The sequence below is a fragment of the Pseudomonas sp. ANT_J12 genome, assembly GCF_008370045.1.
Taxonomy (GTDB): Bacteria; Pseudomonadota; Gammaproteobacteria; order Pseudomonadales; family Pseudomonadaceae; genus Aquipseudomonas.
Genome location: NZ_VOBN01000007.1, coordinates 95,946 through 122,138, shown reverse-complemented (window position 1 = coordinate 122,138; position 26,193 = coordinate 95,946). Strand labels below are relative to the sequence as shown.

Genomic DNA, 26,193 nt, shown 5'->3' with positions numbered 1-26,193 from the left:
TTCAGCGGCGCTCGGTGCGCAACGTGTCGATGCGCTTGTCCTTCTCGATCCAGAGCTGGTTGACCCAGTTCTGGACCGTTTCGCGAAACAGCGGATCGTTTTCGTAATCCCCCTGCCACAACGCCGGGTCCAGTTCGCGGGTCTGGATGTCGATGATGACCTTCGGCACGTTACCGCTGATCAAATCCCAGAACCCCGGAATCGCCTGCTGCGGATACACCACCGTCACATCCAGAATCGCATCCAGCTGTTCGCCCATCGCCGCCAGCACAAACGCCACGCCGCCGGCCTTGGGCTTGAGCAGGTGGGTGAAGGGTGATTGCTGCTCGGTGCTTTTTGCCGCCGTAAACCGGGTGCCTTCCAGGTAATTGACCACCGTCACCGGCTGACGCTTATACAGCTCGCACGCAGCCTTGGTGATCTCCAGATCATGCCCGGCCAATTCAGGGTTTTTCGCCAGGAACGCCTTGGTGTAGCGCTTCATGAACGGGTAATCCAGCGCCCACCAGGCCAGGCCCAGAAACGGCACCCAGATCAGCTCTTTCTTGAGGAAGAATTTGAAGAACGGCGTGCGCCGGTTCAGGGTCTGGATCAGCGCCGGGATATCCACCCAGGACTGGTGGTTGCTGATCACCAGATAGGACGTATCAACTCGCAGGTCAGCGCCCCCGCGAATGTCCCATTGGGTGGGGATGCACAGGCGGAAGATCAGCTTGTCGATTTCGGCCCAGGTCTCGGCGATCCACATCACCGACCACGAGGCGTAATCGCGATAACGGCCGGGCAGGACCAGTTTGAGCAGGGCAAACACCATCAGCGGCCCGAACAGGACCAGGGTGTTGAGCAACAGCAGCAGGGTAACGAAACAGCCGGTGAGCAGGCGGCGCATAAGTAACTCTTGAAAGCATTTGGGCGCGCCATGATAAGCAGCTTCGGGCGGCAGGCCAAATCGGGGGTGACGAATGTTTCACCTTTGAAGCGATATGCTCAGAATCATGAAGATCCCCTGTGGCGAGGGAGCTTGCTCCCGCTTCGGCTGCGAAGCAGTCGTCAACCCGACGCACGCGGTACTGATCGTTCCCACGCTCTGCGTGGGAATGCATCCCGGGACGCTCCGCGTCCCAAAGCGGACGCAGAGCGTCCATGGCGGCATTCCCACGCAGAGCGTGGGAACGATCTAACCGATAAAGGTCTAAAATCCCGCTGCCCACTCCTTATGGATGCCCAATACGTGAAATCCCTCCTTGCATTGCTGACCCTCGTGGCCCTGCCGGTCATGGCCGCCGAGCCGACCCTGTACGGGCGTTACGAATACATCGCGCTGCCGGAAATCGGCGGTGAAGTCCTCAAGGCCAAGATGGACACCGGCGCCCTGACCGCGTCGCTGTCGGCCAAGGACATCGAAATGTTCACCCGCGACGGCGACGATTGGGTGCGCTTCCGCCTCGCCACCAAGGACGCGAGCAACAAGGTCTACGAGCACAAGATCGCGCGGATCAGCAAGATCAAGACCCGCTCCGAAGAAGACGAGGACGAGAAGGACGAAGCCGCACCCACCAAGCGTCCGGTCGTCGATCTGGAACTGTGCCTGGGCAACGTCAAGCGCACGGTCGAGGTCAACCTCACCGACCGCAGCAGCTTCAATTACCCGCTGCTGATCGGCGCCAAGGCCTTGCGTGAATTCGGCGCAGCGGTGAACCCGGCCCGACGTTTTACCGCGGATAAACCCGACTGCTGATTGACGGGATGTGAGGCTTGGGCCACCGTTGCGCAACTTAACTGCCGTGCCCGGACGCCATGCCTCATATCCTGATTGTCGAAGACGAAGCGGCCATTGCCGATACGTTGATTTTTGCCTTGCAGGGCGAAGGCTTTACCACCACGTGGGTGAGCCTTGGCGCCGCCGCGCTTGAACATCAGCGCCAGACCCCGGCCGACCTGATCATCCTCGACATCGGCCTGCCGGACATCAGCGGCTTCGAAACCTGCAAGCAACTGCGGCGTTTCAGCGACGTGCCGGTGATCTTCCTTAGTGCCCGTGATGCGGAAATCGACCGCGTGGTGGGCCTGGAAATCGGCGCCGACGATTACGTGGTCAAGCCGTTCAGCCCGCGAGAAGTGGCGGCGCGGGTCCGGGCGATCCTCAAGCGCATGACCCCGCGTGCTTCAGCCGAAGTGGCCTCGACGCTGTTCCGCATCGACAGCGAACGGGTGCAGATCAGCTATCGCGGCCAGCCCCTGAGCCTGACGCGCCATGAGTTCCGTCTGCTGCAATGCCTGCTCGAACAACCTGAGCGTGTCTTCAGTCGCGAGCAATTGCTCGACGCCCTGGGCGTGCCCGCCGATGCCGGCTACGAGCGCAGCATCGACAGCCACATCAAGAGCGTGCGCGCCAAACTGCGCCTGGTGCGGGCCGACGCCGAACCGATCCAGACCCATCGCGGCCTCGGCTACAGCTACAGCCCGGGACACAGCTGATGTCACTGGCGATCCGGATTTTCCTGGTCTACGTGCTGTTTATCGGCCTGACCGGTTATTTCGTGCTCAACACCGTGATCCAGGAAATCCGTCCCGGCGTGCGCCAGTCCACCGAAGAAACCCTGGTGGACACCGCCAACCTGATGGCCGAGATCCTGCGCGATGACTTCAAGGCCGGCACCCTCAACCAGAATCACTGGCCGCAACTGCTCAAGGCCTACGGCGAACGGCAGCCGAAGGCGAGCATCTGGGGCCTGCCGAAGAATCAGGTCAGCCACCGCATCTACGTCACTGACGCCAAAGGCATCGTGGTGCTGGACTCCAGCGGCGTCGCCGTGGGCCAGGACTACTCGCGCTGGAACGACGTCTACCTGACCCTGCGCGGTGAATACGGCGCCCGCTCGACCCGCACCGATCCCAATGACGCCCGCACCTCGGCGATGCACGTTGGCGCGCCGATCCGTGACAACGGTCAGATCATCGGTGTGGTCACCGTGGCCAAGCCCAACAGCTCATTGCAGCCTTACGTCGACCGGACCGAGAGACGCTTGTTCGCTTATGGCGCCGGGTTGATCGGCCTCGGCTTACTGTTTGGCGCGGTGCTGTCCTGGTGGTTGAGCGCGGCGCTGCGGCGGTTGACCGCTTACGCCCAAGCCGTCAGCGAAGGGCGGCGGGTCGAGGTGCCGCATTATCGCGGTGGCGAGTTCGAGCAACTGGCGACGGCGGTGGAGCAGATGCGCACACAACTGGAAGGCAAAGCCTACGTCGAGCGCTACGTGCACACCTTGACCCATGAGTTGAAGAGCCCGCTGGCGGCGATTCGCGGCGCGGCGGAACTGTTACAAGGCGAGATGCCCGTGGCCCAGCAGCAGCGTTTCGTCAGCAACATCCACAGCGAAAGCGCGCGGATGCAGCAGTTGATCGAGCGGTTGTTGAACCTGGCGCAGGTTGAGCAGCGGCAAGGGTTGGAAGAACGTGTCGAGGTGCCGTTGGCGGCATTGGTTAAGGCAGTGCTCGACGCTCAGGCCGCACGTATCGAAAGCAAACAATTGCGCGTTGAACAGACGATTGCCCCTGGCCTGGCATTGATCGGTGAGCCGTTCCTGTTGCGCCAGGCATTCGGCAATCTGCTGGAAAACGCCCTGGATTTCACCCCGGTTCAGGGTGTCATGCGGTTTAGCGCCGAGCGTGTGGGCGAGCGGATTGAGTTCAGGCTGTTCAACCAGGCCGAGGCGATTCCTGACTATGCGTTACCCCGCTTGAGTGAACGGTTCTACTCGCTGCCACGACCGGACAGTGGGCGCAAAAGCACCGGGTTGGGACTTAACTTCGTTGAAGAAGTGGTCAAGTTGCATGGTGGCGGAATGCATGTCGGCAATGTGTCGGGCGGTGTAGAGGTCACGCTTCAATTACCCTGAATGCACGCTGCCTTTGTGGCGAGGGAGCTTGCTCCCGTTCGGCTGCGCAGCAGTCGTCATCCGGCGTATGCAGTCAGTCTGAAACAACTCGCAGTTTGGATATGGGGCCGCTTCGCAGCCCAACGGGAGCAAGCTCCCTCGCCACAGGGTTATGTGTTTGCCGAGTTTGAGCAGTCTCCACACACTCTCCACATTCCCCCCACAAAACTCTCACACGCCGACACCAAACTCTCCCTCATTCGAACAGGGAGAGAACCCATGAACCGTAACCTGGCCATAAAACTCGGGGCGATTGCCCTACTGATTCTGTTATTGCTGATTCCATTGCTGATGATCAACGGCGTGATCCAGGACCGTCAGCAATTGCGCGATGGTGTGTTGGAAGACATCGCCCGCAGTTCCAGCTTCAGCCAGCAATTGAGCGGGCCGCTGATGGTGGTGCCGTATCGCAAGGTAGTGCGCAACTGGAAACTCAACGAAAAAACCAACGAGCGTTATCAGGACGTCGGTGAAGAGCGCGGGCGTTTGTACTTTCTCCCGGAACGCTTTGAACTGGATGGCCAGGTCCAGACCGAACTGCGCTCGCGCGGCATTTATGAAGCGCGACTGTTCCACGCCGACAACCGCATCAGCGGGCATTTTTCGATCCCGGAACAACTGGGCATCAAGGAAGACTTTGCGGATTACCAATTCGACCAGCCCTTTCTGGCGGTCGGCATCAGCGACATTCGTGGCATCGAGAATGCCCTGAAACTGGAACTCGATGGCCAGCGCCTGGACTTCGTCCCGGGTAGCCAGGTGGGCTTTTTGGGGGAGGGTGTGCACGTCATGCTGCCGGCACTGGATGCGAAGCAGGCCACGGAATTGGCCTTCGGTTTCGACCTGCGCTTGCAAGGCACCGGTCAGTTGCAAGTGCTGCCGGTGGGCAAGACCAGCAAAGTCGCATTCGCCGCCAACTGGCCGCACCCAAGCTTTGTCGGCAACTACCTGCCGACCCAGCGCGAAGTCAGCGACCAGGGTTTCACCGCCAATTGGCAAACCTCGTTTTTCTCCACCAACTTGCAAGAAGCGTTGAACAGTTGCGCGTCCGGGGCGGGCTGTGAAGCGTTCAACGCTCGTAGCTTCGGCGTGAGCTTCATCGACCCGGTGGACCAGTACCTGAAAAGCGACCGGGCGATCAAATATGCCTTGCTGTTTATCGTCCTGACCTTCGCGGGCTTCTTCCTCTTCGAAGTGCTGAAAAGCCTGGCGGTGCACCCGGTGCAATACGCGCTGGTCGGCGTGGCCCTGGCGTTTTTCTACCTGTTGCTGCTGTCGCTGTCCGAGCACATTGGCTTTGCCCTGGCGTATCTGCTGTCGGCGAGTAGCTGTGTGCTGCTGATCGGCTTCTACGTCTGCCACGTGTTGCGCAGCGTGCGCCACGGCTTGAGTTTTTCGGCTGGACTGGCGGCGTTGTACGGTTTGCTTTATGGCTTGTTGAGTGCCGAGGATTACGCGCTGTTGATGGGCTCGCTGTTGCTGTTCGGGCTGTTGGGTGTGTTCATGGTGCTGACCCGCAAACTGGACTGGTACGGCATCGGCGCGAAGACCGCCAAGCCGTTGGAATTTGATATGGGAGCGGTGGAATGAGCCGGTCGTTGGGGTTGCGGGAGGATCAGCGATTGGGCGAACAACTGGCGATGCGGATAGCCGGGTTGTTTCCTCTGGATGGGGGTGATCCCTTCGCGGGCAAGCCTTGCTCCTACAGGAACACGCGGTCTGTAGGGGCAAGGCTTGCCCGCGATGACGGCAGATCAGTCACCGCAAAGATCAGGCCTTAGGCATCGTGGCCAACATGGACGGCCGCTGACTCACCTCAAAAAACCACTCGCCCAGCTTCGGATTCGCCACGCGCCATTCCAGATCGGGATGGCGCAGGTCGAGGTAGCCCAAGGCACACGCCACGCTGATCGCCGCCACATCGAAATGACTGGTCAGCTCGGCAATCGCCTCCGCTTCCAACACGGCCAAGGCACGGCGAATCTTCTCGCGCTGGCCATCGAGCCATTGCTCCCAGTGTTTCTCCGGCGCGCGCAGGGCTTGTTCGTAACGAATCATCACCGCAGCGTCCATGATCCCGTCAGCCAGGGAGGCCAGGGTCAGGCGCCGCCAGCGGGCCGGGCCGTCACGCGGGATCAGCGGATTGCCGACGTGCTGGTGATCGAGGTAATCGAGGATCACCCGGCTGTCATGGATGACGTTGCCATCGGCCAGGCGCAGGGCCGGGATCTTGCCCAGCGGGTTGTCTTCGCACAGCGCCAGGTCCGGGCTGACCGGCGTCAACTGGCTGAGTTGCAGGGCCACGCGGTCGGTCTGGCCGGTCTCGTGCAGCAGTACCGTGACTTTGCGAACAAAGGGCGAAGCGGGGTTGTGGAACAGGGTCATGCTCGGGGCGGACATGGCAGCGTCTCGATCGGTGGCAATGCCGGGCAGCATAGCGTGTTGCCCCGATAGCTCAAGGTGAAAGGTTTTTACTGCCGTTGCAGCAACCCGCGCAGGGCCAGGGCCGCAGGGATGCCCAGGCCCAGCCAGCTCAACGCATCCCACACGCCATCCCCCAGCAGCGCGGAAAACAACCCGGCCGCGCTGAGCAATGCGATTACCGTCGGCGTGGCGAAGACTTTCCAGAAGTTCGACTGTCGGGGCTTCATGCCGCACGCTCCGCTTTATCGAGCACTGGCTTCGCCGCTTTGCGCCGCACCACCCACAAATACACCCCGCTGCCGAGCACGATGATGGTCAGCACATCCAGGGTCGCCCAGAGGATTTTCATCGGCATGCCGCCGTAATCCCCGAAGTGCAGCGGCTGTGACATGCCCATGGCGTCCATGTACCACGGACGCTCGGCCACGGCCGTGACTTGCAGGGTGCTGGCGTCGATCAGCACCGGGGTCAGCAGGTGCGAGGTCAGGTGCGTGCTGCCTTTCATGAACACCGCGTAATGGTGTTCGCTGGAGAAACGCGTGCCGGGGAAGGCGATGAAGTCCGGCTGCATGCCCGGCGCGACTTCCTTGGCAATATCGAGCAGTCGCGTGGCGGGTGCCAGTTGCGTCAGCGGCGGCGCATCGCGATAGGGCGCGACCATCGCGCTCAGGCTATCGTTGCGCCAGGCGGCGATCAGCAAGTCGGCGCAGGCGCTGATCACGCCGGTCACGCCAACCACCAACGCCCAGGTCAGGGTCACCACGCCAATCAGGTTGTGCAGGTCGAGCCAGCGCAGGCGGGTGGATTTGTCCTGGCGCACGGTGGCGAATTTCAAACGGCGCATGAACGGCAGATACAGCACCGTGCCGGACACAATCGCCGCGACAAACATGATGCCCATGAACGCCAGCAGCAATTTGCCCGGCAGCCCGGCGAACATGTCCACGTGCAGGCGCAGCATGACCATCATCAGCCCACCGTTGGCCGACGGCATCTCCAGCGCTTCGCCGGTGCGGGCATCGAGCATGAAGGTGTGGGACGAGTTGGGCTCGGTGCCGGCGGTTTTCGCCATGATCGCGATCACGCCGTTGGTGTCTTCATCGTCGTAGCCAAAGTACTGCATGACGTCGCCTGGCCGATGCTGCTCGGCGGCGGCCACCAACTGTTGCAAATTCAGCTGCGGGGTGTCCGCCGGCATGACCTTCAACTCGGCGGCATCCCCCAGCAAATGGTCGATCTCGTGGTGGAAGATCAACGGCAGGCCGGTCAGTGCGAGCATCAGCAGGAACACCGTGCAAATCAGGCTGGTCCAGGTGTGGATGCAGGACCAGCGGCGAATTGTTTTACTTTTCATTTCATGGCCTTCAGAAATACCAAAGCCGTCCTTGAAGGACGGCTTGGTCTTGGAGCTATCAGCTCAGGCAATTACCACTTGTAAGTGGCGCTGGCGATGACACTGCGCTGGTCGCCGTAGTAGCAGTTGTAACTGTCGCAGGTGGACATGTAGTCCTTGTCGAACAGGTTAGTGGCGTTGAGTGCCAGCGACGCGCCCTTGAGGCTGTTATCCAGACGGCCCAAATCGTAATGCACGGCGGCATCGAATACGGTGTAAGCATCCGCCTTGCCCAGCCAGGTGTTGGCCTGGTCGCCGTAAGTGTTGCCGGTGTAACGCACGCCGCCGCCGATACCGAAGCCGTCGAGCACGCCGGTGTGCCAGGTGTAATCGGTCCACAGCGAGGCTTGCTGGTTTGGCATCAGTTGCAGGCGATTGCCTTTGAAATCGCCTTTTTGCACTTCGGACTTGGCCAGGGTGTAGGCGGCGATCACTTTCAGGTTGTCGGTAAGGTCAGAAACTGCTTCCAGTTCCAGGCCTTTGACTTTCACTTCGCCGGTCTGGCTGGTGATCGGCGTGTTGCCGACGGTGGTGGTTACGGCGACGTTCTTCTGGGTCAGGTCATACACTGCCGCGGTAAGCAGGGTCTTGCTGCCCGGTGGCTGGTACTTGACGCCCATTTCCCATTGTTTGCCTTCGGTCGGTTTCAGCGAGCCCGTGGAAGAGGCATCGGCGCCGGACGTGGGCTGGAAGGATTCGGCGTAAGAAATGTACGGTACGAAGCCCGAATCAAACACGTAGCTCAGGGCCGCGTTGCCACTGAAGTTCTTGTCGCGCTGGGTGTTGGTCGCATCGGCCTTGTTGAGGAATTGGGTACCGGTGTGTACCCAGTCTTCACGACCGCCGAGGGTCAGGCGCCATTGGTCGAGCGCCATCTGGTCCTGCACGTACAGGCCGGTTTGATAGGTCTTCTGGTCGTAGTCATAGAACGCAGTGGAGCGTGCAGGACGAACGATCGGCTGGCCGTAGATCGGGTTGTTGACATTGGTCTTCAGGCCGTCGCCGAAAATCGAGGTGTAATTGGTGTTGCTGCGTTGGTGATCCAGACCCAACAGCAGGGTATGGCGGACATCGCCCGTGGCGAAGTCGGCCTGAAAGTTGTTATCCACCGCGAATTGGCTGATGTCTTCGTCGACAGAGGTACTGGTGCGGCCAACGTTGCCATTGGCATCGACAGGGTTGAATTCAAAAGCACCGACGGTGAGGGCCTGGAAGGACAGGTCGGATTTGGTGTAGCGCAGGTTTTGCTTGAACTGCCAGACATCGTTGATGCGGTGTTCAAACGCATAGCCCAGTGCGTAATAAGTGCGGTCGTAGTATTCCCAGTCCGGGTCACCGAGGTTTTTGTGATGGGAAATATCGCCGAGCGGGGAACGGATCTTGGTGCCTTGAATTGGCAGGAACTGGCTAGTGATGCCGGTATCGTCGCGAGTGAACTGGGACAGCAGGGTGAACCTGGTGTCTTCGTCGATGTTCCAGGTCAGGCTCGGCGCGATGTTGTAGCGCTTGTTTTCGATGTGGTCGATCTGCGTATCGCTGTCACGTACCACGCCGCTGATGCCATAAAGGAACTGGCCCGCGTCGTCGATCTTGCCGGTGCTGGCGAAGTTGATCTGACGGTGGTTGTCACTGCCGTATTGCAGTTGGATTTCGCTGCTGGTCACGTCGCTTGGACGGCGGCTGACCATGTCCAGCAGGCCGCCCGGCGGGGTCTGGCCGTAAACCGAAGAGGCCGGACCACGCAGCAGGGTGAGGCGGTCAAGGTTCCAGGTTTCCTGTTTCGGGTTGGCGTACACGCCTTTTGGCAGCGGCAATCCGTCGAGGAACTGGGTCGGCTCGAAACCGCGTACCCGCAACCAGTCGGCTCGGGTATCGCTGCCGTAGCTGCTGGCGGTGATGCCAGGCATGTAGCGCACGGCGTCATCCAGACTGTGCACGCTGCGGTCATCCATCTGCTGACGGGTCGCGACAGAAATCGAACGCGGTGCTTCAACCAATGCGGTGTCGGTCTTGGTGCCGGCAGCGGTGCGGGTGGCGACGTAACCATCGACCGGGCCCCAGGCACTTTCAGCATTTTCCACACCAATCACGGCGGTTTCCGGCAACGCCATCACGCCCTCGGGCACGGCCACCAGGCTGTAGGTGCCGGTGCTGCTCTGTTCCAGTTGCAGGCCGGTGCCGCGCAAGGCTTCACGCAGGGCGGCGGTCGCGTCGAACTGACCTTTGACCGGTGCCGAGGTCTTGCCCGCCGCCAGCGATGGATTCAGCGACAGCGCCAGACCGGCCTGACTGGCGATCTGGTTCAGGGTGCTGGCCAATGGCGCGGCCGGCAGGTTGTAGGCGCGAACGCTCGACGCCTGTTCAGCGGCGATCAGTTGGCTGCTGGCCAGGGGGGCACAAAGGGTAATGGCAACCGCCAGCAAACTGGGGCGCAATAAGGTGTCGAGCGAACGGGACATAGAGCGGCTCCTGAATGGAAATATTTCTCAATTGCCTAGGTGCCGGACGAGAATGCAAAAGTGATAGGGGTGGATGAAAATTATTTCGATTCAGGATTTTTGGTGTGGCTGCTGGCCTCTTCGCGGGCAAGCCTCGCTCCTACAGGTTTTGTGTCGACCGGTAATACTGCGAACGACACAACCCCTGTAGGAGCGAGGCTTGCCCGCGAAGGCGTCAGATCAGACGCCAAAAATCTCAGGGCTTAACGTCAGCCTTCGCCACCGTCACCCACCACGCCGTGTGCTGTTCAATCTGCACCGGCAAGGTCGGCAACAACGCGCTCAACGCCTTGTCGATGTCGTGCAACGGGAAGCTGCCGGTGATGCGCAAATCGGCAATCTCCGGCGCCACGCCCAGATGCCCATGGCGGTAGCGGCCGAGTTCATGCACCAGGTCTTCCAGGCGCGCGTTGTCGACGACCAGCATGCCCCGGGTCCAGGCGTCGGCGCCGAGGGTGAGCGCGGCAATCGGGCCCAGGCCATTGCTGCGCATCAACACCTGCTGGCCTTCGCGCAAAATCTGTTCTTCGGGGCTCGACTCGGGATGCGCCGCCACTGCCGACTTCAACACGCTCAACCGCGTGCCTGCTTCTTCGCGCTTGACCAGGAACCGCGTGCCCAAGGCGCGCATGCTGCCTTCGCGGGTTTCAACGATAAACGGCCGGGCATCGCCGTGGCCGGTTTCGACGAGGATCTCGCCTTCCTGAAGGATGATCCGCCGCTGCTTCTCATCGAAGCGCACATCCACGGCGCTGTGGGTGTTGAGGTTGATCACCGTGCCGTCAGCCAGGCGCAGGGTGCGCTGCTCGCCAGTGGCGGTGCGCTGGTCGGCGAGCCAATAGTCGACAGGCAGGTAGCGATCACCGGCGAATAGCGCCAAACCGATCACCGCGATAACGCTGGCCAAACCGCTACCGAGCTTGCGCACCCGCCGCCGAATGCTTTCGCGCGATTGCAGCAACGCGGTGCGGGCCGGGCCGCTGGCGACGCTGAAGCGCTGGTCGAGCATGCCCAGTTGGCGCCAGGCGCGGGCGTGTTCTTCGTGGGCGGCGTGCCATTTGGCGAACTCTTCGCGCTCGATCGGGCTGCTGGAATCCAGGGACAGCTGCCAGGCAATCGCCGCATCCAGCACCTGGGCCGACACCGGTTTGGAGCTGACCGGGCTCATACCGGCTCACCGTACAGCGCGATGTAGCACTGGCGAATGCCCTGGGCCAGGTACTGCCGCACACGAGGCACCGAGACCCCGAGTTTCTCGGCGATTTCGGCGTGGGTCAGGCCATCGAGGCGGTTATAAAGGAAGGCGGCCCGGGCCTTGCTCGACAGTTTGCCGAGCAAGCGGTCGATGGCCTTGAGGTCTTCGAGGATCATTTGCTGCTCTTCCACCGACGGCTGTTCGCCCTCGGGGATGAGCATCAACTCGGTGAGGTAGGCCTGTTCCAGTGCGGCGCGACGGAAATAGTCGAACAACAGGCCCTTGGCGATGGCCACCAGGAACGCCCGGGGTTCGCGCGGTTCCTTGAGTTCGTCACGACCGAGCAGGCGGACAAAGGTGTCCTGGCTCAGGTCCTCGGCCCGTTGCGGGCAGGCCACATTGCGGCGCAGCCAGGCCAATAGCCAACCGCGATGGTCGCGATATAACGCACCAACGAGCTCACTGTGGGGGCCTTGGACTGACGACACGTAGCATCACCGATTGGGAAGTGTTAACTAACGAGAATTGTTCGCGATTGTGGCAGAGGCGGGGGACGTAAGCAATTAACGCTGGTCGGGAGACCGCAGCGGGGCATTCAGTTAGACCGCGTTATCGTTCTTCGCGGGCAAGCCTTGCTCCTACAGGTTTTGTGTCGTCGTCCATTTCGCGTCCGACTCGAACCCGTAGGAGCAAGGCTTGCCCGCGATGGCGCCAGAACAGACGCCGCCGATTCAGAACGATGGCGCCCGCTGCCGCCGCTTCCACTGGCTGATCCGCTGCTGCAGATTCAACGGGCTATGAATCTGCTGCTGCCGCGCCCGGCTGAACAAAATCAGCGCCAGTTCCGCCGTGGCCAACGCATCGGCACTGGCGTTATGCCGTTCAAAGACTTCAAGCTTGAACCAGTCGATCCACTCATCCAGCCCCGCCTCGCGGATATTCGCCTGGGGGCAGAGCAGCGGGGCGATGTCGGCTACATCCAGAAACGGATGCTGCAACTTGTAGCCCAGATGATCTTTCAGCGCCCGCCCAAGCATGTGCTGATCGAACGGCGCATGAAACGCCAGCACCGGACTGTCCCCCAGGAACTCCATGAACTCCAGCAACGCCTCGGCCGGGTCGCTGCCAGCGGCAATCGCGCTCGGGCCCAGGCCGTGGATCAACATGCTCGGCGCCAATTTCATATCAACGCATTGCAGGGTGCGTTCGAACTGCTGGCTGAAATCGATCGCCCCGTCCTCGATCACCACCGCGCCGATGGACAGCACCCGATCCTTGTTCAGGTTCAGCCCGGTGGTTTCCAGGTCCAGCACCACCCAGCGCTGCTCGCGCAGGCTGCATTCACGTAGCTCAGCGCCGGCCGGCAAGCGTTGCAGACGTTGTTGCAGGTCCTCGGCCAGCAGCGGGGTTGCCGGACGCAACCATGAAAACAGGCTCATAGCTGATACCGCAACGTCAGGCTGCTTTGCAGGCGTTGGGCCTGGCGCAGGGATTCACGCAGGATACGGCGGTCCAGATGATTGAGGCTGTCGGGATCGACGCGGTTGGAGTAGGGCAAGTTCTCCCGGGTCTGTAGCTGATGTTGCTGCATGCGGGTTTGCTGAATGAAGTGATAGGCCTCTTCGTACGCTGCGCCGTCCAGCCGATCGATGACTTCTTTTTCCACCAGTTGCCGGAAGCGCTCCTGGGTGTTGTTGGCTTCGATGCCATTGGCCAGAGCCAGCAAGCGGGCGCCGTCGACGAAAGGCGTGAGGCCCTGGACTTTCAGGTCCAGCGTGGCTTTCTCGCCATTCTTGCGCGCCAGCACGAACTCGCGGAATCGTCCTACGGGCGGACGGTTGCGCAACGCATTCTCGGCCATCATCCGCTGGAACAAACGGTTGTCCGCCACCTGATCGAGAATCCCTCGACGCAGTTGCTCGCAGCCTTGCTCGTCGCCCCAGACCACCCGCAAGTCGAAGTAGATGCTCGAACCCAACAGATTCTCCGGCGTCGCCTCGCGGATGAACGCCGCAAAGCGCCGCGCCCATTCGGCCCGGGACAAACACAGCTCGGGGTTGCCGGCCATGATGTTGCCCTTGCACAGGGTAAAGCCGCACAGCGCCAGGCTGTGGTTGATCTGCTGGGCGATGGGCAACAGCTTGCCGCGAATCTCGGCGGCATGCGCCGCGTCCCGGGCTTCGAACAGAATGCCGTTGTCCTGATCGGTGTGCAGGGTCTGCTCGCGGCGGCCTTCGCTGCCGAAGCACAGCCAACTGAATGGAATGCCGGGGTCGCCTTTCTCGGCGAGGGTCAACTCGATTACGCGAGACACGGTGTGGTCGTTGAGCAGGGTAATGATGTGGGTGATCTGGGTTGAGGACGCGCCGTGGGCGAGCATGCGCTCCACCAATTGGCCGATCTCGCCGCGCATCGCCACCAGGTTGTCGACTTTCTGTGCGCTACGGATGGTCCGCGCCAGATGCACCAGATCGACCCGTTGCAGGGAAAACAGATCCCGCTCGGACACCACGCCGCACAGGCGCTGCTCCTTGACCAGGCAGACGTGGGCGATGTGCCGTTCGGTCATGGCGATCGCCGCGTCGAAGGCGCTGTGGTCCGGGGTCAGGAAAAAGGGTGCCCGGGTCATGTGCCGTTCGATGACTTCGTTGAAATCGTTGGTGCCTTGGGCCACCACATGGCGTAAATCGCGCAGGGTGAAAATCCCCAGCGGCGCCTTGTGTTCGTCGACGATCACGATGCTGCCGACCTGCTGCTCATGCATCAGGGTCACGGCTTCGCGCAGCGGGGTAGTCGGGCTGCACGTCACCGGGTGACGCATTGCCAGTTCGCCGAGTCGGGTGTTCAGGGAATATTGCGTGCCGAGGGTTTCCACGGCTTTTTGCTGGACTTGCTGGTTGACCTGATCCAGCAGGCTGCTGACCCCGCGCAGGGCGAAGTCGCGGAACGTGTTGGAGAGGGCGAACAGCTTGATGAAGGCCAGTTTGTTCAGTTGCAGGCAGAACGTATCTTCGGCGGCGAGGTGCTCGGTGCGGGTCGCCCGTTCCCCCAGCAACGCGGCGAGAGGGAAGCACTCGCCGGTGGTGATCTCGAAGGTGGTTTCGGTGCCGCCCTTGGCCGTGTGCGGGCGTTCCCCGACGACCCGGCCCTGTTTGACGATGTAGAAGTGTTCAACCGGGCCGTCGGCAGGCTTGATGATGCTCTCGCCGGGACCGTAGAAACGCAGCTGGCATTGCTCCACCAGGTAGGCCAGGTGGGCGTGTTCCATCTGATTGAAGGGCGGGAAGCGCTGGAGGAATTGCAGAGTGCCCTGGATGTTCTGCAATACCGCGGTTTTCCCTGCCTGGGTGAAGGCATCCGCTTTACTCATAACTATTACCGCAGTCTTTTTTGAATTGTTGTTGTCGGATCGTTCAGCCATGGTCGGCCCCCGTGCGCGGGGTGCCCATTGGACGTAAGTCTAGGTAGTCGGTGCTTTTGGCTAAATTTGGGATATGCCCTACACCCATAGTGGGAAAACGTCTCATTTTTCCTCTAGGCAAAATATCCGACGAAGTGCACATTGAAGCTCTGCTTAGCGATGTCTGACCACTGTGCTAGGGGATTGAATTGAAAACGTAGAGAAAGCCATGTCCGACCACGATATTTTGAGTGACGCCGAGCGCGAGGCGCTCAGTGCGATCATGCTGGAACCTGATCTACCGCCGCAGCGGGTGTTGATCGTTGATGACGACAAAGACGCTCGTGAGCTGTTATCGGAGATCCTTGCGCTGGATGGCGTACGTTGCATGACCGCCGCCAGTGGCGAGTCTGCGCTCAAACTGTTGGACACGACCCCCTCGATTGGCCTGGTAATCACTGATCTGCGGATGGGGCATGTGGATGGCCTGGACCTGATCCGCCAGGTGCGTGAATCGGTCCGGGCGGCGATGCCGATCATCATCGTCTCCGGCGATGCCGACGTGAAAGACGCGATTGCCGCTATGCATTTGAGCGTGGTGGACTTCCTGCTCAAGCCAATTGATACCGGCAAGTTGCTGGTGTTGGTCAAGCATGAGTTGGGGATGGAGCCCTGACACAGGCTTCAGGATTGAGGCGCATTTTGTAGCGAGGGAGCTTGCTCCCGCTGGGCTGCGAAGCAGCCCCAATTCCGGCACTCCTGACACACCTCGTTTTCTGGTTTTACGACTGCTGCGCAGCCGAGCGGGAGCAAGCTCCCTCGCCACAGGAGATTGCGCTCGCCCATGAAAAAAGGCCCTGATCGAAAGATCAGGGCCTTTTTTTGTGCGGCATCAACGCTCAGTTACAAGCCATTGGCAGCCTTGAACTCGCGACGACGACGGTGCAGCACTGGCTCGGTATAGCCGTTCGGCTGCTTCGTGCCTTCGATCACCAGTTCGACCGCGGCCTGGAAGGCGATGTTGCTGTCGAAGTTCGGTGCCAGCGGACGGTACAGCGCATCGTTGGCGTTTTGACGGTCAACCACCGGCGCCATGCGCTTGAGGCTTTCCATCACCTGATCTTCAGTCACGATGCCATGACGCAGCCAGTTGGCGATGTGCTGGCTGGAAATGCGCAGCGTTGCGCGGTCTTCCATCAGGCCGACGTCATTGATGTCCGGCACTTTCGAACAACCCACGCCCTGGTCGATCCAGCGCACCACATAACCGAGAATGCCCTGGGCGTTGTTGTCCAGTTCGTTCTTGATCTGCTCGGGCGTCCAGTTCGGATTGACGGCCAGCGGGATGGTCAGGATGTCGTCCACCGAAGCGCGGGCACGTTTGGCCAGTTCGGCCTGACGGGCGAACACGTCAACCTTGTGGTAGTGCAGCGCGTGCAACGCAGCGGCGGTCGGCGAGGGCACCCAAGCGGTGTTGGCGCCGGCCAGTGGGTGAGCGATTTTCTGTTCGAGCATCGCCGCCATCAGGTCGGGCATGGCCCACATGCCTTTACCGATCTGGGCGCGACCTTGCAGGCCGGTGCTCAAGCCGATATCGACGTTCCAGTTTTCGTAGGCGCCGATCCACTTCTCGGCTTTCATGTCAGCCTTGCGCACCATCGGGCCGGCTTCCATGGAGGTGTGGATTTCATCGCCGGTGCGGTCGAGGAAACCGGTGTTGATGAACACCACGCGCTCGCTGGCGGCCTTGATGCAGGCCTTGAGGTTGACCGTGGTACGGCGCTCCTCGTCCATGATCCCGACTTTCAGCGTGTTGCGCGGCAGGTCGAGCACGTCTTCGATGCGCCCGAACAGCTCGTTGGTGAACGCCGCTTCTTCCGGGCCGTGCATCTTCGGCTTCACGATATAGACCGAGCCCGTGCGGCTGTTCTTGCGCGAGTTGTGGCCGTTGAGGCTGTGGATCGCCGCCAGCGACGTCACCAAGCCATCGAGAATGCCTTCCGGCACTTCGTTGCCCTGGCTGTCGAGGATTGCGTCGATGGTCATCAAGTGGCCAACGTTACGCACGAACAACAGTGAACGACCGTGCAGGCTCAATTCTTTACCGTCGACACCGGTGTAAGTGCGATCGGCGTTCATGGTGCGGGTAAAGGTCTTGCCGCCCTTGGAGACTTCTTCCGACAGGTCGCCCTTCATCAGGCCGAGCCAGTTGCGGTAGATCACCACTTTGTCATCGGCATCGACGGCGGCGACGGAGTCTTCGCAGTCCATGATGGTGGTCAGCGCGGCTTCCATCAGGATGTCTTTGACGCCGGCTGCGTCGGTCTGGCCGACCGGGGTGCTGGCGTCGACCTGGATTTCGAAATGCAGGCCGTTGTTCTTCAGCAGGATCGCGGTCGGGGCCGAGGCCTCGCCGTGGAAGCCGATCAACTGGGCATCGTTGCGCAGGCCGGTGTTGCTGCCACCTTTAAGGGTAACCACCAGTTTGCCGTCGATGATTTTGTAGGCGGTGGAGTCGACGTGAGTGCCGGCCGCCAAAGGCGCCGCTTCGTCGAGGAAGGCACGGGCGAAGGCGATGACCTTGTCGCCGCGCACCTTGTTGTAGCCTTTGCCTTTTTCCGCGCCGTCCGCTTCGCTGATCGCGTCGGTGCCGTAGAGCGCGTCGTACAGCGAACCCCAGCGGGCGTTCGAGGCGTTGAGCGCGAAGCGCGCGTTCATCACCGGCACCACGAGTTGCGGGCCGGCCATGCGGGCGATTTCGTCATCGACGTTTTTCGTCGTTGCCTGGAAATCGGCCGCTTCTGGCAGCAGATAACCGATGTCTTGCAAGAAGGCTTTATAAGCCACGGCGTCGTGGGCCTGACCGGCACGGGCCTGGTGCCAGCCGTCGATACGAGCCTGGAAATCATCGCGTTTGGCGAGTAGGGCTTTGTTCTTCGGCGCCAGGTCATGAATGACCTTGTCGGCACCGGCCCAGAACTTATCGGCGGTGAGGCCGGTACCGGGAATGGCTTCGTTGTTCACGAAGTCGAACAGGACTTTGGCGACCTGCAGGCCACCGACTTGAACGTGTTCAGTCATTGCTTGCCTCACTCTGCTCAGCTATTTCGCTTTTCAGCTCTTCAATTTTGACAATGAAGCCTCTGGCCATTTAAACCACAAACCCGTCCGCCAGTACATGCCCTTGCGGGCGGCTGGGTTCGGTCCAATCAACGGCTTGGAGGCCTTGCTGACGGGGCTTTCAGGGTTGCGAGTATGCCGGTGGCAGACATCGATCCAACGTTATGTAGTGCGCGCTGCGGCATACTACATGATGAATTGCGCTTGTGAAAATTAGACTAATTACGTCGTTCTGCGACCCCATGACGCATTGCAGTCATGTCGGGGAACGGGATGTTCTCAAAAAAGTATTGGATTGTTCCAGTTAAATATAAAAACTTGTACACGATTTGTTTTTCGCAGGCTCATTGGTAGTGGGCCATTCGCGGGCAAGCTTCGCTCCTACAAGGTTTTGCGCGATCCCTGTAGGAGCGAGGCTTGCCCGCGAAGGCGTCAGCCCATTCAGCGCAGAACCAGCCCTTGCCTATACTTCTTTTTCAATAACAAAAGAGGACTGCGCCATGGACCACCTCGTACTCACCGTATTCGCACCGGACAAGGCAGGGCAGGTCGAGCGCATTGCCCAATGCATCGCCGAGCACGGCGGTAACTGGCTGGAAAGCCGCATGTCGCGCATGGCCGGGCAGTTCGCCGGGATTCTTCGGGTGGGTGTGCCGGCGGAAGCCTACGACGAATTGGTCGATGCCCTACAGGCGTTGTCGGCCCATGGCATTCGCGTATTGATCGCGGAAAGCGGTATTGAGCAATCCTGCACCTGGAAGCCGATAGCGATGGAGCTGGTGGGCAATGATCGGCCGGGGATTGTGCGCGATATCACGCGTTTGTTGAGCGAGCAGGGGGTGAACCTGGAACGTCTGGTCACGGAAGTACGTCCGGCGCCAATGAGCAGCGAGCCGCTGTTTCACGCCGAAGCCATTCTCGCGGTGCCGCTGACCCTGTCTCTGGACGTGCTGCAATCGCGGCTGGAAACCCTGGCCGACGACTTGATGGTTGAATTGGTGCTGCGCAGCGAACCCTGACACAGGGTTATCCAAGTTATACGTGCACCTGCCTGTGGATAACCTGTAGAGACACCCCGCCAGGCCACGCCGGCCGGGGCTTTTCAGGTTCTGATCAAAAAACCATCAGTTTCAACAAGTTGCGCACAAACGGCGGGGATCACGCTGTGGATAACCTTGGGAAGGATTGATGCAGGCCACGCAGAACATGGCCTGTAGAGGTTTGTGCGTTTTCTGATCAGCTGCGACGGCGCATGCTGATCACGGCATCGACGCTGTAAATCGCCAGGCCGGCCCAGATAAAGATAAATGCCACCAGGGTGCTGGACGACAAGTGTTCGTCAAACAGCAGCACGGCTTGCAGCAACACCAGCGTGGGCGCCAGGTACTGGAGAAATCCCAACGTGGTGTAGGGCAAATGCCGTGCGGCGGCGTTGAAACACACCAGCGGCACCAGCGTTACCGGGCCGGCGGCCACCAGCCACCAGGCCTCGGACGTGGTCCAGAACGCCGGTTGCGCACTGGCCGCCGCCGGGTTGAACAGCAACCACGCGACCGCAATCGGCACCAGCATCCAGGTTTCCACCACCAGCCCCGGCAATGCCTTCACTGGCGCCTGTTTGCGGATCAGTCCGTAGAAGCCGAAGGTCAGCGCCAGCACCAGCGACACCCACGGCAAACTGCCGACTTGCCACACCTGCTGCGCCACGCCTACCGCCGCCAGACCCACCGCCAGCCATTGCATGCGCCGCAAGCGCTCGCCGAGGATCAGCATCCCCAGCAACACGTTCACCAGCGGGTTGATGTAGTAACCGAGGCTGGCTTCGAGCATGCGACCGTTGTTTACCGACCACACGTAAGTCAGCCAGTTGGCGGCGATCAGCGTGCCGCTCAGGGCCAGGACCGCGAGGCGTTTGGGGTTGTTGCGCAGCTCCTGCCACCAGCCCGGATGCTTCCAGACCATCAGCAGCAAACCGCCAAACAGTGCGGACCAGAGCACCCGGTGGATGATGATTTCTACAGCCGGCACCGAGGCGATGGCTTTGAAGTAGAGCGGGAAAAGTCCCCAGATGATGTAGGCACTCAGGCCCAGGATGTACCCGCGACGCGGGTTGGCGGCTTGCATGCAGAGTCCTTGCTTAGGCAGCTAACAAAGGGGGGATTGTATAGATGTGTTTTGTTTTTTGTAGGAGCGAGGCTTGCCCGCGAAGAACGATGACGCGGTCTGTCTGATGTATCGCGTTATCGTTCTTCGCGGGCAAGCCTCGCTCCTACAGGGGTTGCGGCGTTTAGAAGAGTTTCAGGGGTTCTTCGTTGAGCGCCGACAACTGCTCACGCAACGCCAGTACCTGATCGCCCCAATACCGCTCGCTACCAAACCACGGAAAGCTGTGGGGGAACGCCGGGTCGTCCCAGCGCCGGGCCAGCCAGGCGCTGTAGTGCATCAGGCGCAATGCCCGCAACGGTTCGATGAGCGCCAATTCCCGCGGGTCGAAGTCGTGAAACTCGTTGTAGCCGTCCATCAATTCCGACAATTGCCCAAGGCATTCCTGACGATCCCCGGCGAGCATCATCCAGATGTCCTGCACCGCCGGGCCCATGCGGCAGTCGTCGAGGTCGACGATGTGGAACATTTCGTCGCGGCACATCATGTTGCCGGGGTGGCAGTCGCCGTGCATGCGGATGTTCTGGTGTGGCGTCGCCTTGTAGACCTCTTCGACTCGCTTGAGCAGGTCGCGGGCCACGGACTCGTAGGCCGGCAGCAGACTTTTGGGGACGAAATTGCCTTCAAGCAAAGTGTTCAGCGAATCGTGGCCGAAGTTCTTCACGCCCAGTGCTTCGCGGTGCTCGAACGGCTTGGTCGCGCCCACGGCGTGCAGGCGCCCGAGCAATTGGCCCAGGCGATACAGTTGATCCAGATTGCCCGGCTCCGGCGCGCGGCCGCCACGGCGGGGGAACAGGGTGAAGCGGAACCCTGCGTGTTCGTGCAGGCTGGCGCCGTTGTGAATCATTGGCGCGACCACCGGCACATCGCATTCGGCGAGTTCGAAGGTGAATTGGTGTTCTTCGAGGATCGCTTCGTTGGTCCAGCGTTGCGGGCGGTAGAACTTGGCGATCAGCGGCTCGGAGTCTTCGATGCCGACTTGATAGACGCGGTTTTCGTAGCTGTTGAGCGCCAGAATGCGCGCGTCGCTGAGAAAGCCGATGCTTTCGACGGCATCGAGGACGAGGTCTGGGGTGAGGGTTGCAAACGGGTGGGCCATGCTGACTCCTGCGCGCAGCAGGCTGCCGCGTCCGGCCAAGCATGGTAGCGCAGACGGGGCTTCTATAGTGGGATCGTTCCCACGCTCTGGGTGGGAATGCCTCACCGGACGCTCCGCGTCCGCTTGTGGGACGCGGAGCGTCCCGGGCTGCATTCCCACGCAGAGCGTGGGAGCGATCATGACGACCTGTAGGCGCGAGGCTTGCCCGCGAAGAGGCCTATCAGGCGCCGACGACCCCGCCATCTTCCCGAGAAATGGCCATCACCGAAGACCGCGGCTTGCCATTGGGCAAATGCTCAGGGAACGTCGACCCACCGTTTTCCCCCGGATGCTGAATCCCGACGAACAGGGTTTTCTGGTCCGGCGAAAAGCTGATCCCCGTCACTTCGCAACCAATCGGCCCGACCATGAACCGACGGATTTCCCCGGTCACCGGGTCGGCGCAGAGCATCTGGTTATTGCCCATGCCCGCGAAGTCTCCGGCATTGCTCGAATCGCCATCGGTGAGAATCCACAAGCGCCCGGCCTTGTCGAAGCCCAAACCGTCCGGGCTGTTGAACATGTTCTGCGGGGTGATGTTCGACGACCCGCCCTTCGGCGTGCCGGCGTGCACCCCCGGATTACCGGCGACCACAAACAGATCCCAGGCAAAGCTTTTCGAGCCGTGATCGTCACGGTCGGTGCGCCAGCGCAGGATCTGCCCGTAGACGTTCTTCTCCCGTGGATTTGGCCCGCCGACCGGTTGGCCTTCTTCGCCGCGCTTGGCGTTGTTGGTCAGGGTGCAATAAACCTGGCCATCCTTGGGGCTGACGACGATCCATTCCGGGCGGTCCATGCGCGTGGCGTTGACCACGCTGGCGGCGAGGCGCGCGTGAATCAGCACTTCGGCCTGATCGGCAAAGCCGCTGCTGGCGTCGATGCCGTTTTTGCCGTGGGTCAGCTCGATCCACTGGCCCTGGCCTTTCGGGTGATCGGCATTGCCGTCACCCGCGTCGAAACGCGCGACGTATAACGTGCCGTGGTCCAGCAGGTCGCGGTTGGCCTTGGGGTTGCGGTGATTGATCTTGTCGCGGCTGACGAATTTGTAGATGAACTCGCCGCGCTCATCGTCGCCCATGTAGACCACGGCGCGCCCGTCACTGGTTTCGGCCAGGGCGGCGTTTTCATGCTTGAAGCGACCCAGGGCGGTGCGTTTGACCGGGGTCGATTGCGGGTCGAACGGGTCGATTTCCACCACCCAGCCGTGACGGTTGAGTTCGTTGGGGTTCTTCGCCAGATCGAAACGCGGGTCGTGCGGGTGCCAGTTGATTTCTTTACTGGCGGCCACGGCGCCGTAGCGTTTTTGCGCGGCATCGAATTTTTGCTCGGCATTGCTGCTGCCGAAGCAATCAGTGAAGTTTTCTTCGCAGGTCAGGTAGGTGCCCCATGGCGTCTTGCCGTTGGCGCAGTTCTGGAAGGTGCCGAGGACTTTCTTGCCGTGCTTGTCAGCGCTGGTTTTCAGCAGATCGTGACCGGCGGCCGGGCCGCTCAAGCGCAGTGGCGAGTTACCGTGGATGCGCCGGTTGTAGCGCGAGCCCTGAACAAACTCCCACTGGCCACGGCGACGCTGCACTTCAATCACCGAAACACCTTCACAGGCCAGTGCTTTACGCACATCTTCCGCCGATTGCGGCATGCCGCCGTGGGGGTAGAGGTAGCGGTAGTTGGTGTATTCGTTGTTGATCGCCATCAGCGCCCGGTCTTTGTCGCCGGGAAACTCAAACAGGCTCATGCCGTCGTTGTTGTCGCCGAACTGGACTTCCTGGGCCTGGGCGGTGCCGTTGCCGCTGGGATCGAAGGCCGGACCGTTCTTTTGCAGCGGCTGGCCCCAACTGATCAACACCGAGGATTTGTAACCTGGTGGCAGGGTGATGGTGTCGGTCGTGGCGGCGGCGATGCTGTTGAAGCCCAGCAGTTTGCTGGAGCCGGCGCTGACACTAGCGGCCAGCACGCTGCGGCTCAGCAGGTTGCCGCCGAGGAACATCGCCGCACCGCAGAGGGCGCCGGCGCTGATGAAGCCACGACGGCTGAGGCCGACCATTTTTTCCAGGTCGGTGGGTTGGTTTTCTTCTAATAGGCTCACATCAGGCTCCCTGCGGGTTTTTGCAGTCACCTTAATGAGCGTCAGTGAAGGTTTTGTTTCAGAGCGGCGTGCCGAGCAGGACGTTGGACGGCGCAAACTGCACCCGCACCGGTCGGTCGACGCCAAGGCCGGAGGTTCTCAAATGCAGTGGCTCGGCCAGGGCGCAGAGTGTCTGGCCATTGGGCAGGCCGATGCGCACTTCGCTGGGGCCGTCTTCGGCATCGAGAATCTCCTCGATAATGCCGTTCAGGCAATTGTTGCCAGGTGTTGCAGTCTGCTCGATGGCCAGCAGTTCCAGCCATCCGGCCTTGATCAGAGCTACGACCTCGGTGCCGCTTTGCAGCTCCAGGCGCAGGGTGCTGTCGTGAGTGATCTGCGCGTCGATGCTCAGGCCTTCAGCCAGCTCAAGACGAATGCGGTCATTACGCCCCTGGGACTCGATCGCCACGACTTTGCCGTGCAGTTGATTGCGCGCGCTGGTGCGCAACATCAGCCGACCCAGCAGGTCGAGATCGCTGGCGTCTTCGGCCGCTTCCAGCACCTGGGCCTGCAACACTTGCAGCTTTTGATACAGGCGCAGGACCCGTTGACCCTCTTCGGACAACTTCGCGCCACCGCCACCCTTGCCGCCGACACTGCGTTCCACCAGGGGTTTTTGTGCGAGGTTGTTCAGTTCGTCGATGGCATCCCACGCCGCTTTGTAACTCAGGCCCGCGCTTTTCGCGGCGCGGGTGATCGAGCCCTGTTCGGCGATGTGTTGCAGCAGGGCGATGCGCTGCGGGCGACGGACAATGTGTTGGGACAACAACGTAGGCAAGGACATGGCGAGGTGCTTTGGGCGGTGGCAATGAGAGGACGTTGGCGACTTGGGGCTCGGGAGTCAAGTCGGGTCACTCGCCGGGTTTGGGGGTGCGGGCCAGGCAATAGACATCGACCCGGGCGGCACCGGCGTCCATCAGCAAGCGAGCCAGGGTTTGCGCGGTAGCGCCGGTGGTCAGCACGTCATCGATCAAGGCCAGATGCCGGCCCGCGACCGCTGCGCCGGGCGCCAGGGTGAAGGCGTGGCGCAGGTTGCGTTTGCGCGCCTGGGCATTCAGGTCCTGTTGGGCGCTGGTGTCCTGAGTTCTCAGCAACAACGTTTCATCGCAAGGAATAGTCAGGCTTTCACTAAGCCAGCGCGCGAGCATCGCCGCCTGGTTGAAGCCGCGTTGGCGCAGACGCCGGGTGGCCAGCGGCACGGGGATCAGCGCATCGGGTCGCTCCAGGTCTTCATCGAAGCGATGTTGCAGGAATTGGGCAAGCAGTTCGCCGAGCAAGCGGCCAAGTGGCCACTTGGCGTTGTGTTTGAAACGTGTAATCAGCGTGTCCAGCGGAAAGCTGTAGGTCCAGGGCGCCGCCACTCGCTCGAAGGCCGGCGGCTGTTGCAGGCATTGGCCGCACGTCAGGCCGGAAGCCGGCAAGGGCAGGGCGCAGGTCTGGCAGTGATCGCCGAGCCAGGGCAGTTCGGTTTCGCAGGCGATGCACAGGGGCGTGGTGTGGTCGGCATGCTCTGAACAGAGCAGGCAGGATTGTTTGTTTTTTAACCAGATGTAAACCGGTCCATCGTAACGTGGTTGACAGCGCATCGCTCTTCCTTAAATATGCCGAACATCCGTGTCGCGCCTGTGGGTATTCCATTCCCCCGGCCGCTTGCCAAGCATAAAACAAAGGAAACGCCCATGAGCGCCAGTACCTCTGCAACCCTGCGTCATGACTGGTCTTTGGCCGAAGTCAAAGCACTCTTCGTTCAGCCATTCAATGACCTGTTGTTCCAGGCCCAGACGGTGCATCGCGCGCATTTCGACGCCAATCGGGTCCAGGTTTCGACGCTGCTGTCGATCAAAACCGGCGCCTGCCCGGAAGATTGCAAATATTGTCCGCAGTCCGGTCACTACAACACCGGCCTGGAAAAAGAAAAGCTGATGGAAGTGCAGAAGGTCCTCGAAGAGGCCGCTCGCGCCAAGGCCATCGGTTCGACCCGTTTCTGCATGGGCGCGGCGTGGAAACATCCGTCGGCCAAAGACATGCCGTACGTGCTGGAGATGGTCAAGGGCGTGAAAGCCATGGGCCTTGAAACCTGCATGACCCTCGGTCGCCTCGACCAGGACCAGACCGTTGCGCTGGCCGACGCCGGCCTCGACTACTACAACCACAACCTCGACACCTCGCCGGAGTTCTACGGCAGCATCATCACCACCCGCACCTACGGTGAGCGGCTGCAAACCCTGGCCTACGTGCGGGAATCGGGGATGAAGATCTGCTCCGGCGGCATCCTCGGCATGGGCGAGTCCCTCGACGACCGCGCCAACCTGCTGATCCAGTTGGCCAACCTGCCGGAGCATCCGGAGTCGGTGCCGATCAACATGCTGGTGAAAGTCGCTGGTACGCCGCTGGAAAACGCCGATGACATCGACCCGTTCGACTTCATCCGTATGCTCGCTGTCGCCCGCATCCTGATGCCGCAATCCCACGTGCGCCTGTCCGCCGGCCGCGAAGCGATGAACGAGCAGATGCAGGCCCTGGCCTTCTTCGCCGGCGCCAACTCGATTTTCTACGGCGACAAACTGCTGACCACCGCCAACCCCCAGGCTGACAAGGACATGCAACTGTTCGGGCGCCTGGGGATCCTGCCGGAAGCGCGCGAAGAGCACGCCGATGAAGTGCATCAAGCGGCCATCGAGCAGGCATTGGTCGAGCAGAAGAGCAGCGAGCAGTTCTATAACGCCGCTGTTTGACCGCTTTCTGTAGGAGCGAGGCTTGCCCGCGAATGAGACACCTAGGTCTATCTGAATGACCGCGGTGATG

General features: G+C 61.1%; 22 protein-coding genes. 7 read left to right on the top strand and 15 right to left on the bottom strand.

What is annotated here, in order from left to right; all coding sequences use genetic code 11:
- Nucleotide 1 precedes the first annotated feature (1 nt).
- Nucleotides 2–889: an acyltransferase gene (locus FQ192_RS17045; protein ID WP_149659622.1), complete on the bottom strand. Its 888-nt coding sequence runs from the start codon at nt 887–889 to the stop codon at nt 2–4.
- Nucleotides 890–1,231: 342 nt separating this feature from the next.
- Between FQ192_RS17045 and FQ192_RS17040 the strand changes: the two genes are divergently transcribed.
- From FQ192_RS17040 to creD, 4 genes are all read left to right on the top strand, one after another.
- Nucleotides 1,232–1,738: an ATP-dependent zinc protease gene (locus FQ192_RS17040; protein WP_169372764.1), complete on the top strand. Its 507-nt coding sequence runs from the start codon at nt 1,232–1,234 to the stop codon at nt 1,736–1,738.
- Between the two features lie 59 nt (nt 1,739–1,797).
- Nucleotides 1,798–2,478: a two-component system response regulator CreB gene (gene creB, locus FQ192_RS17035; protein ID WP_149659620.1), complete on the top strand. Its 681-nt coding sequence runs from the start codon at nt 1,798–1,800 to the stop codon at nt 2,476–2,478.
- Entirely contained in the window at nt 2,478–3,896 is a 1,419-nt protein-coding gene (creC, locus tag FQ192_RS17030) for a two-component system sensor histidine kinase CreC (protein WP_149659619.1), read from the top strand. Before creB ends, creC begins: the two co-directional genes overlap by 1 nt.
- A 258-nt stretch (nt 3,897–4,154) precedes the next feature.
- Complete coding sequence (gene creD / locus FQ192_RS17020) at nt 4,155–5,525, top strand: cell envelope integrity protein CreD (RefSeq protein ID WP_149659618.1); 1,371 nt, start codon at nt 4,155–4,157, stop codon at nt 5,523–5,525.
- Between the two features lie 180 nt (nt 5,526–5,705).
- On the opposite strand, the gene FQ192_RS17010 is transcribed toward creD, so the two are convergent.
- From FQ192_RS17010 to FQ192_RS16975, 8 genes are all read right to left on the bottom strand, one after another.
- Nucleotides 5,706–6,335: a glutathione S-transferase N-terminal domain-containing protein gene (locus FQ192_RS17010; RefSeq protein WP_149659616.1), complete on the bottom strand. Its 630-nt coding sequence runs from the start codon at nt 6,333–6,335 to the stop codon at nt 5,706–5,708.
- Nucleotides 6,336–6,406: 71 nt separating this feature from the next.
- Nucleotides 6,407–6,586 carry a hypothetical protein gene (locus FQ192_RS17005; RefSeq protein ID WP_149659615.1) on the bottom strand — a complete coding sequence of 60 codons (180 nt, stop codon included), beginning with the start codon at nt 6,584–6,586 and terminating at the stop codon, nt 6,407–6,409.
- Nucleotides 6,583–7,713: a PepSY domain-containing protein gene (locus FQ192_RS17000; RefSeq protein ID WP_149659614.1), complete on the bottom strand. Its 1,131-nt coding sequence runs from the start codon at nt 7,711–7,713 to the stop codon at nt 6,583–6,585. Before FQ192_RS17000 ends, FQ192_RS17005 begins: the two co-directional genes overlap by 4 nt.
- Before the next feature lie 71 nt (nt 7,714–7,784).
- Nucleotides 7,785–10,211 (bottom strand): TonB-dependent siderophore receptor, encoded by a 2,427-nt coding sequence (locus tag FQ192_RS16995; protein WP_149659613.1) that lies wholly within the window; start codon nt 10,209–10,211, stop codon nt 7,785–7,787.
- A gap of 235 nt (nt 10,212–10,446) precedes the next feature.
- Complete coding sequence (locus FQ192_RS16990) at nt 10,447–11,418, bottom strand: FecR domain-containing protein (RefSeq protein WP_149659612.1); 972 nt, start codon at nt 11,416–11,418, stop codon at nt 10,447–10,449.
- Nucleotides 11,415–11,933: an RNA polymerase sigma factor gene (locus tag FQ192_RS16985; RefSeq protein ID WP_149659611.1), complete on the bottom strand. Its 519-nt coding sequence runs from the start codon at nt 11,931–11,933 to the stop codon at nt 11,415–11,417. The genes FQ192_RS16990 and FQ192_RS16985 overlap by 4 nt, the downstream gene beginning before the upstream one ends.
- Nucleotides 11,934–12,176: 243 nt before the next feature.
- Nucleotides 12,177–12,884, bottom strand: coding sequence for a PolC-type DNA polymerase III (locus tag FQ192_RS16980; protein ID WP_149659610.1), 708 nt, complete (start codon nt 12,882–12,884; stop codon nt 12,177–12,179).
- Nucleotides 12,881–14,815, bottom strand: a complete 1,935-nt coding sequence (locus FQ192_RS16975) for a putative nucleotidyltransferase substrate binding domain-containing protein (RefSeq protein WP_149659609.1) — start codon at nt 14,813–14,815, stop codon at nt 12,881–12,883. Before FQ192_RS16975 ends, FQ192_RS16980 begins: the two co-directional genes overlap by 4 nt.
- A gap of 259 nt (nt 14,816–15,074) precedes the next feature.
- On the opposite strand from FQ192_RS16975, the gene FQ192_RS16970 reads away from it, so the two are divergent.
- The gene (locus FQ192_RS16970) at nt 15,075–15,521 is read left to right on the top strand and encodes a response regulator (protein ID WP_149659608.1); all 447 of its coding nucleotides are present in this window, start codon (nt 15,075–15,077) and stop codon (nt 15,519–15,521) included.
- Between the two features lie 227 nt (nt 15,522–15,748).
- On the opposite strand, the gene FQ192_RS16965 is transcribed toward FQ192_RS16970, so the two are convergent.
- The gene (locus tag FQ192_RS16965) at nt 15,749–17,926 is read right to left on the bottom strand and encodes a malate synthase G (RefSeq protein ID WP_149659607.1); all 2,178 of its coding nucleotides are present in this window, start codon (nt 17,924–17,926) and stop codon (nt 15,749–15,751) included.
- A gap of 539 nt (nt 17,927–18,465) precedes the next feature.
- Between FQ192_RS16965 and FQ192_RS16960 the strand changes: the two genes are divergently transcribed.
- A complete protein-coding gene (locus tag FQ192_RS16960; protein WP_123410579.1) occupies nt 18,466–18,984 on the top strand; it encodes a glycine cleavage system protein R in 519 nt (172 codons plus the stop codon).
- 217 nt (nt 18,985–19,201) lie between these two features.
- Here FQ192_RS16960 and rarD read toward each other — a convergent pair whose 3' ends face one another.
- From rarD to FQ192_RS16935, 5 genes are all read right to left on the bottom strand, one after another.
- Nucleotides 19,202–20,089, bottom strand: coding sequence for an EamA family transporter RarD (gene rarD / locus FQ192_RS16955; protein ID WP_149659606.1), 888 nt, complete (start codon nt 20,087–20,089; stop codon nt 19,202–19,204).
- A 163-nt stretch (nt 20,090–20,252) separates the two neighbouring features.
- The gene (locus FQ192_RS16950) at nt 20,253–21,227 is read right to left on the bottom strand and encodes a serine/threonine protein kinase (RefSeq protein WP_054616850.1); all 975 of its coding nucleotides are present in this window, start codon (nt 21,225–21,227) and stop codon (nt 20,253–20,255) included.
- 220 nt (nt 21,228–21,447) lie between these two features.
- The gene (locus FQ192_RS16945; protein ID WP_149659605.1) at nt 21,448–23,349 is read right to left on the bottom strand and encodes a PhoX family phosphatase; all 1,902 of its coding nucleotides are present in this window, start codon (nt 23,347–23,349) and stop codon (nt 21,448–21,450) included.
- Between the two features lie 58 nt (nt 23,350–23,407).
- On the bottom strand, nt 23,408–24,172 hold the full coding sequence (locus tag FQ192_RS16940; protein WP_149659604.1) for a TOBE domain-containing protein: 765 nt from the start codon (nt 24,170–24,172) through the stop codon (nt 23,408–23,410).
- 67 nt (nt 24,173–24,239) lie between these two features.
- Entirely contained in the window at nt 24,240–24,974 is a 735-nt protein-coding gene (locus tag FQ192_RS16935) for a ComF family protein (RefSeq protein WP_149659603.1), read from the bottom strand.
- A 93-nt stretch (nt 24,975–25,067) separates the two neighbouring features.
- Between FQ192_RS16935 and bioB the strand changes: the two genes are divergently transcribed.
- On the top strand, nt 25,068–26,123 hold the full coding sequence (gene bioB / locus FQ192_RS16930; RefSeq protein ID WP_123513110.1) for a biotin synthase BioB: 1,056 nt from the start codon (nt 25,068–25,070) through the stop codon (nt 26,121–26,123).
- The last annotated feature ends 70 nt before the right edge of the window (nt 26,124–26,193 follow it).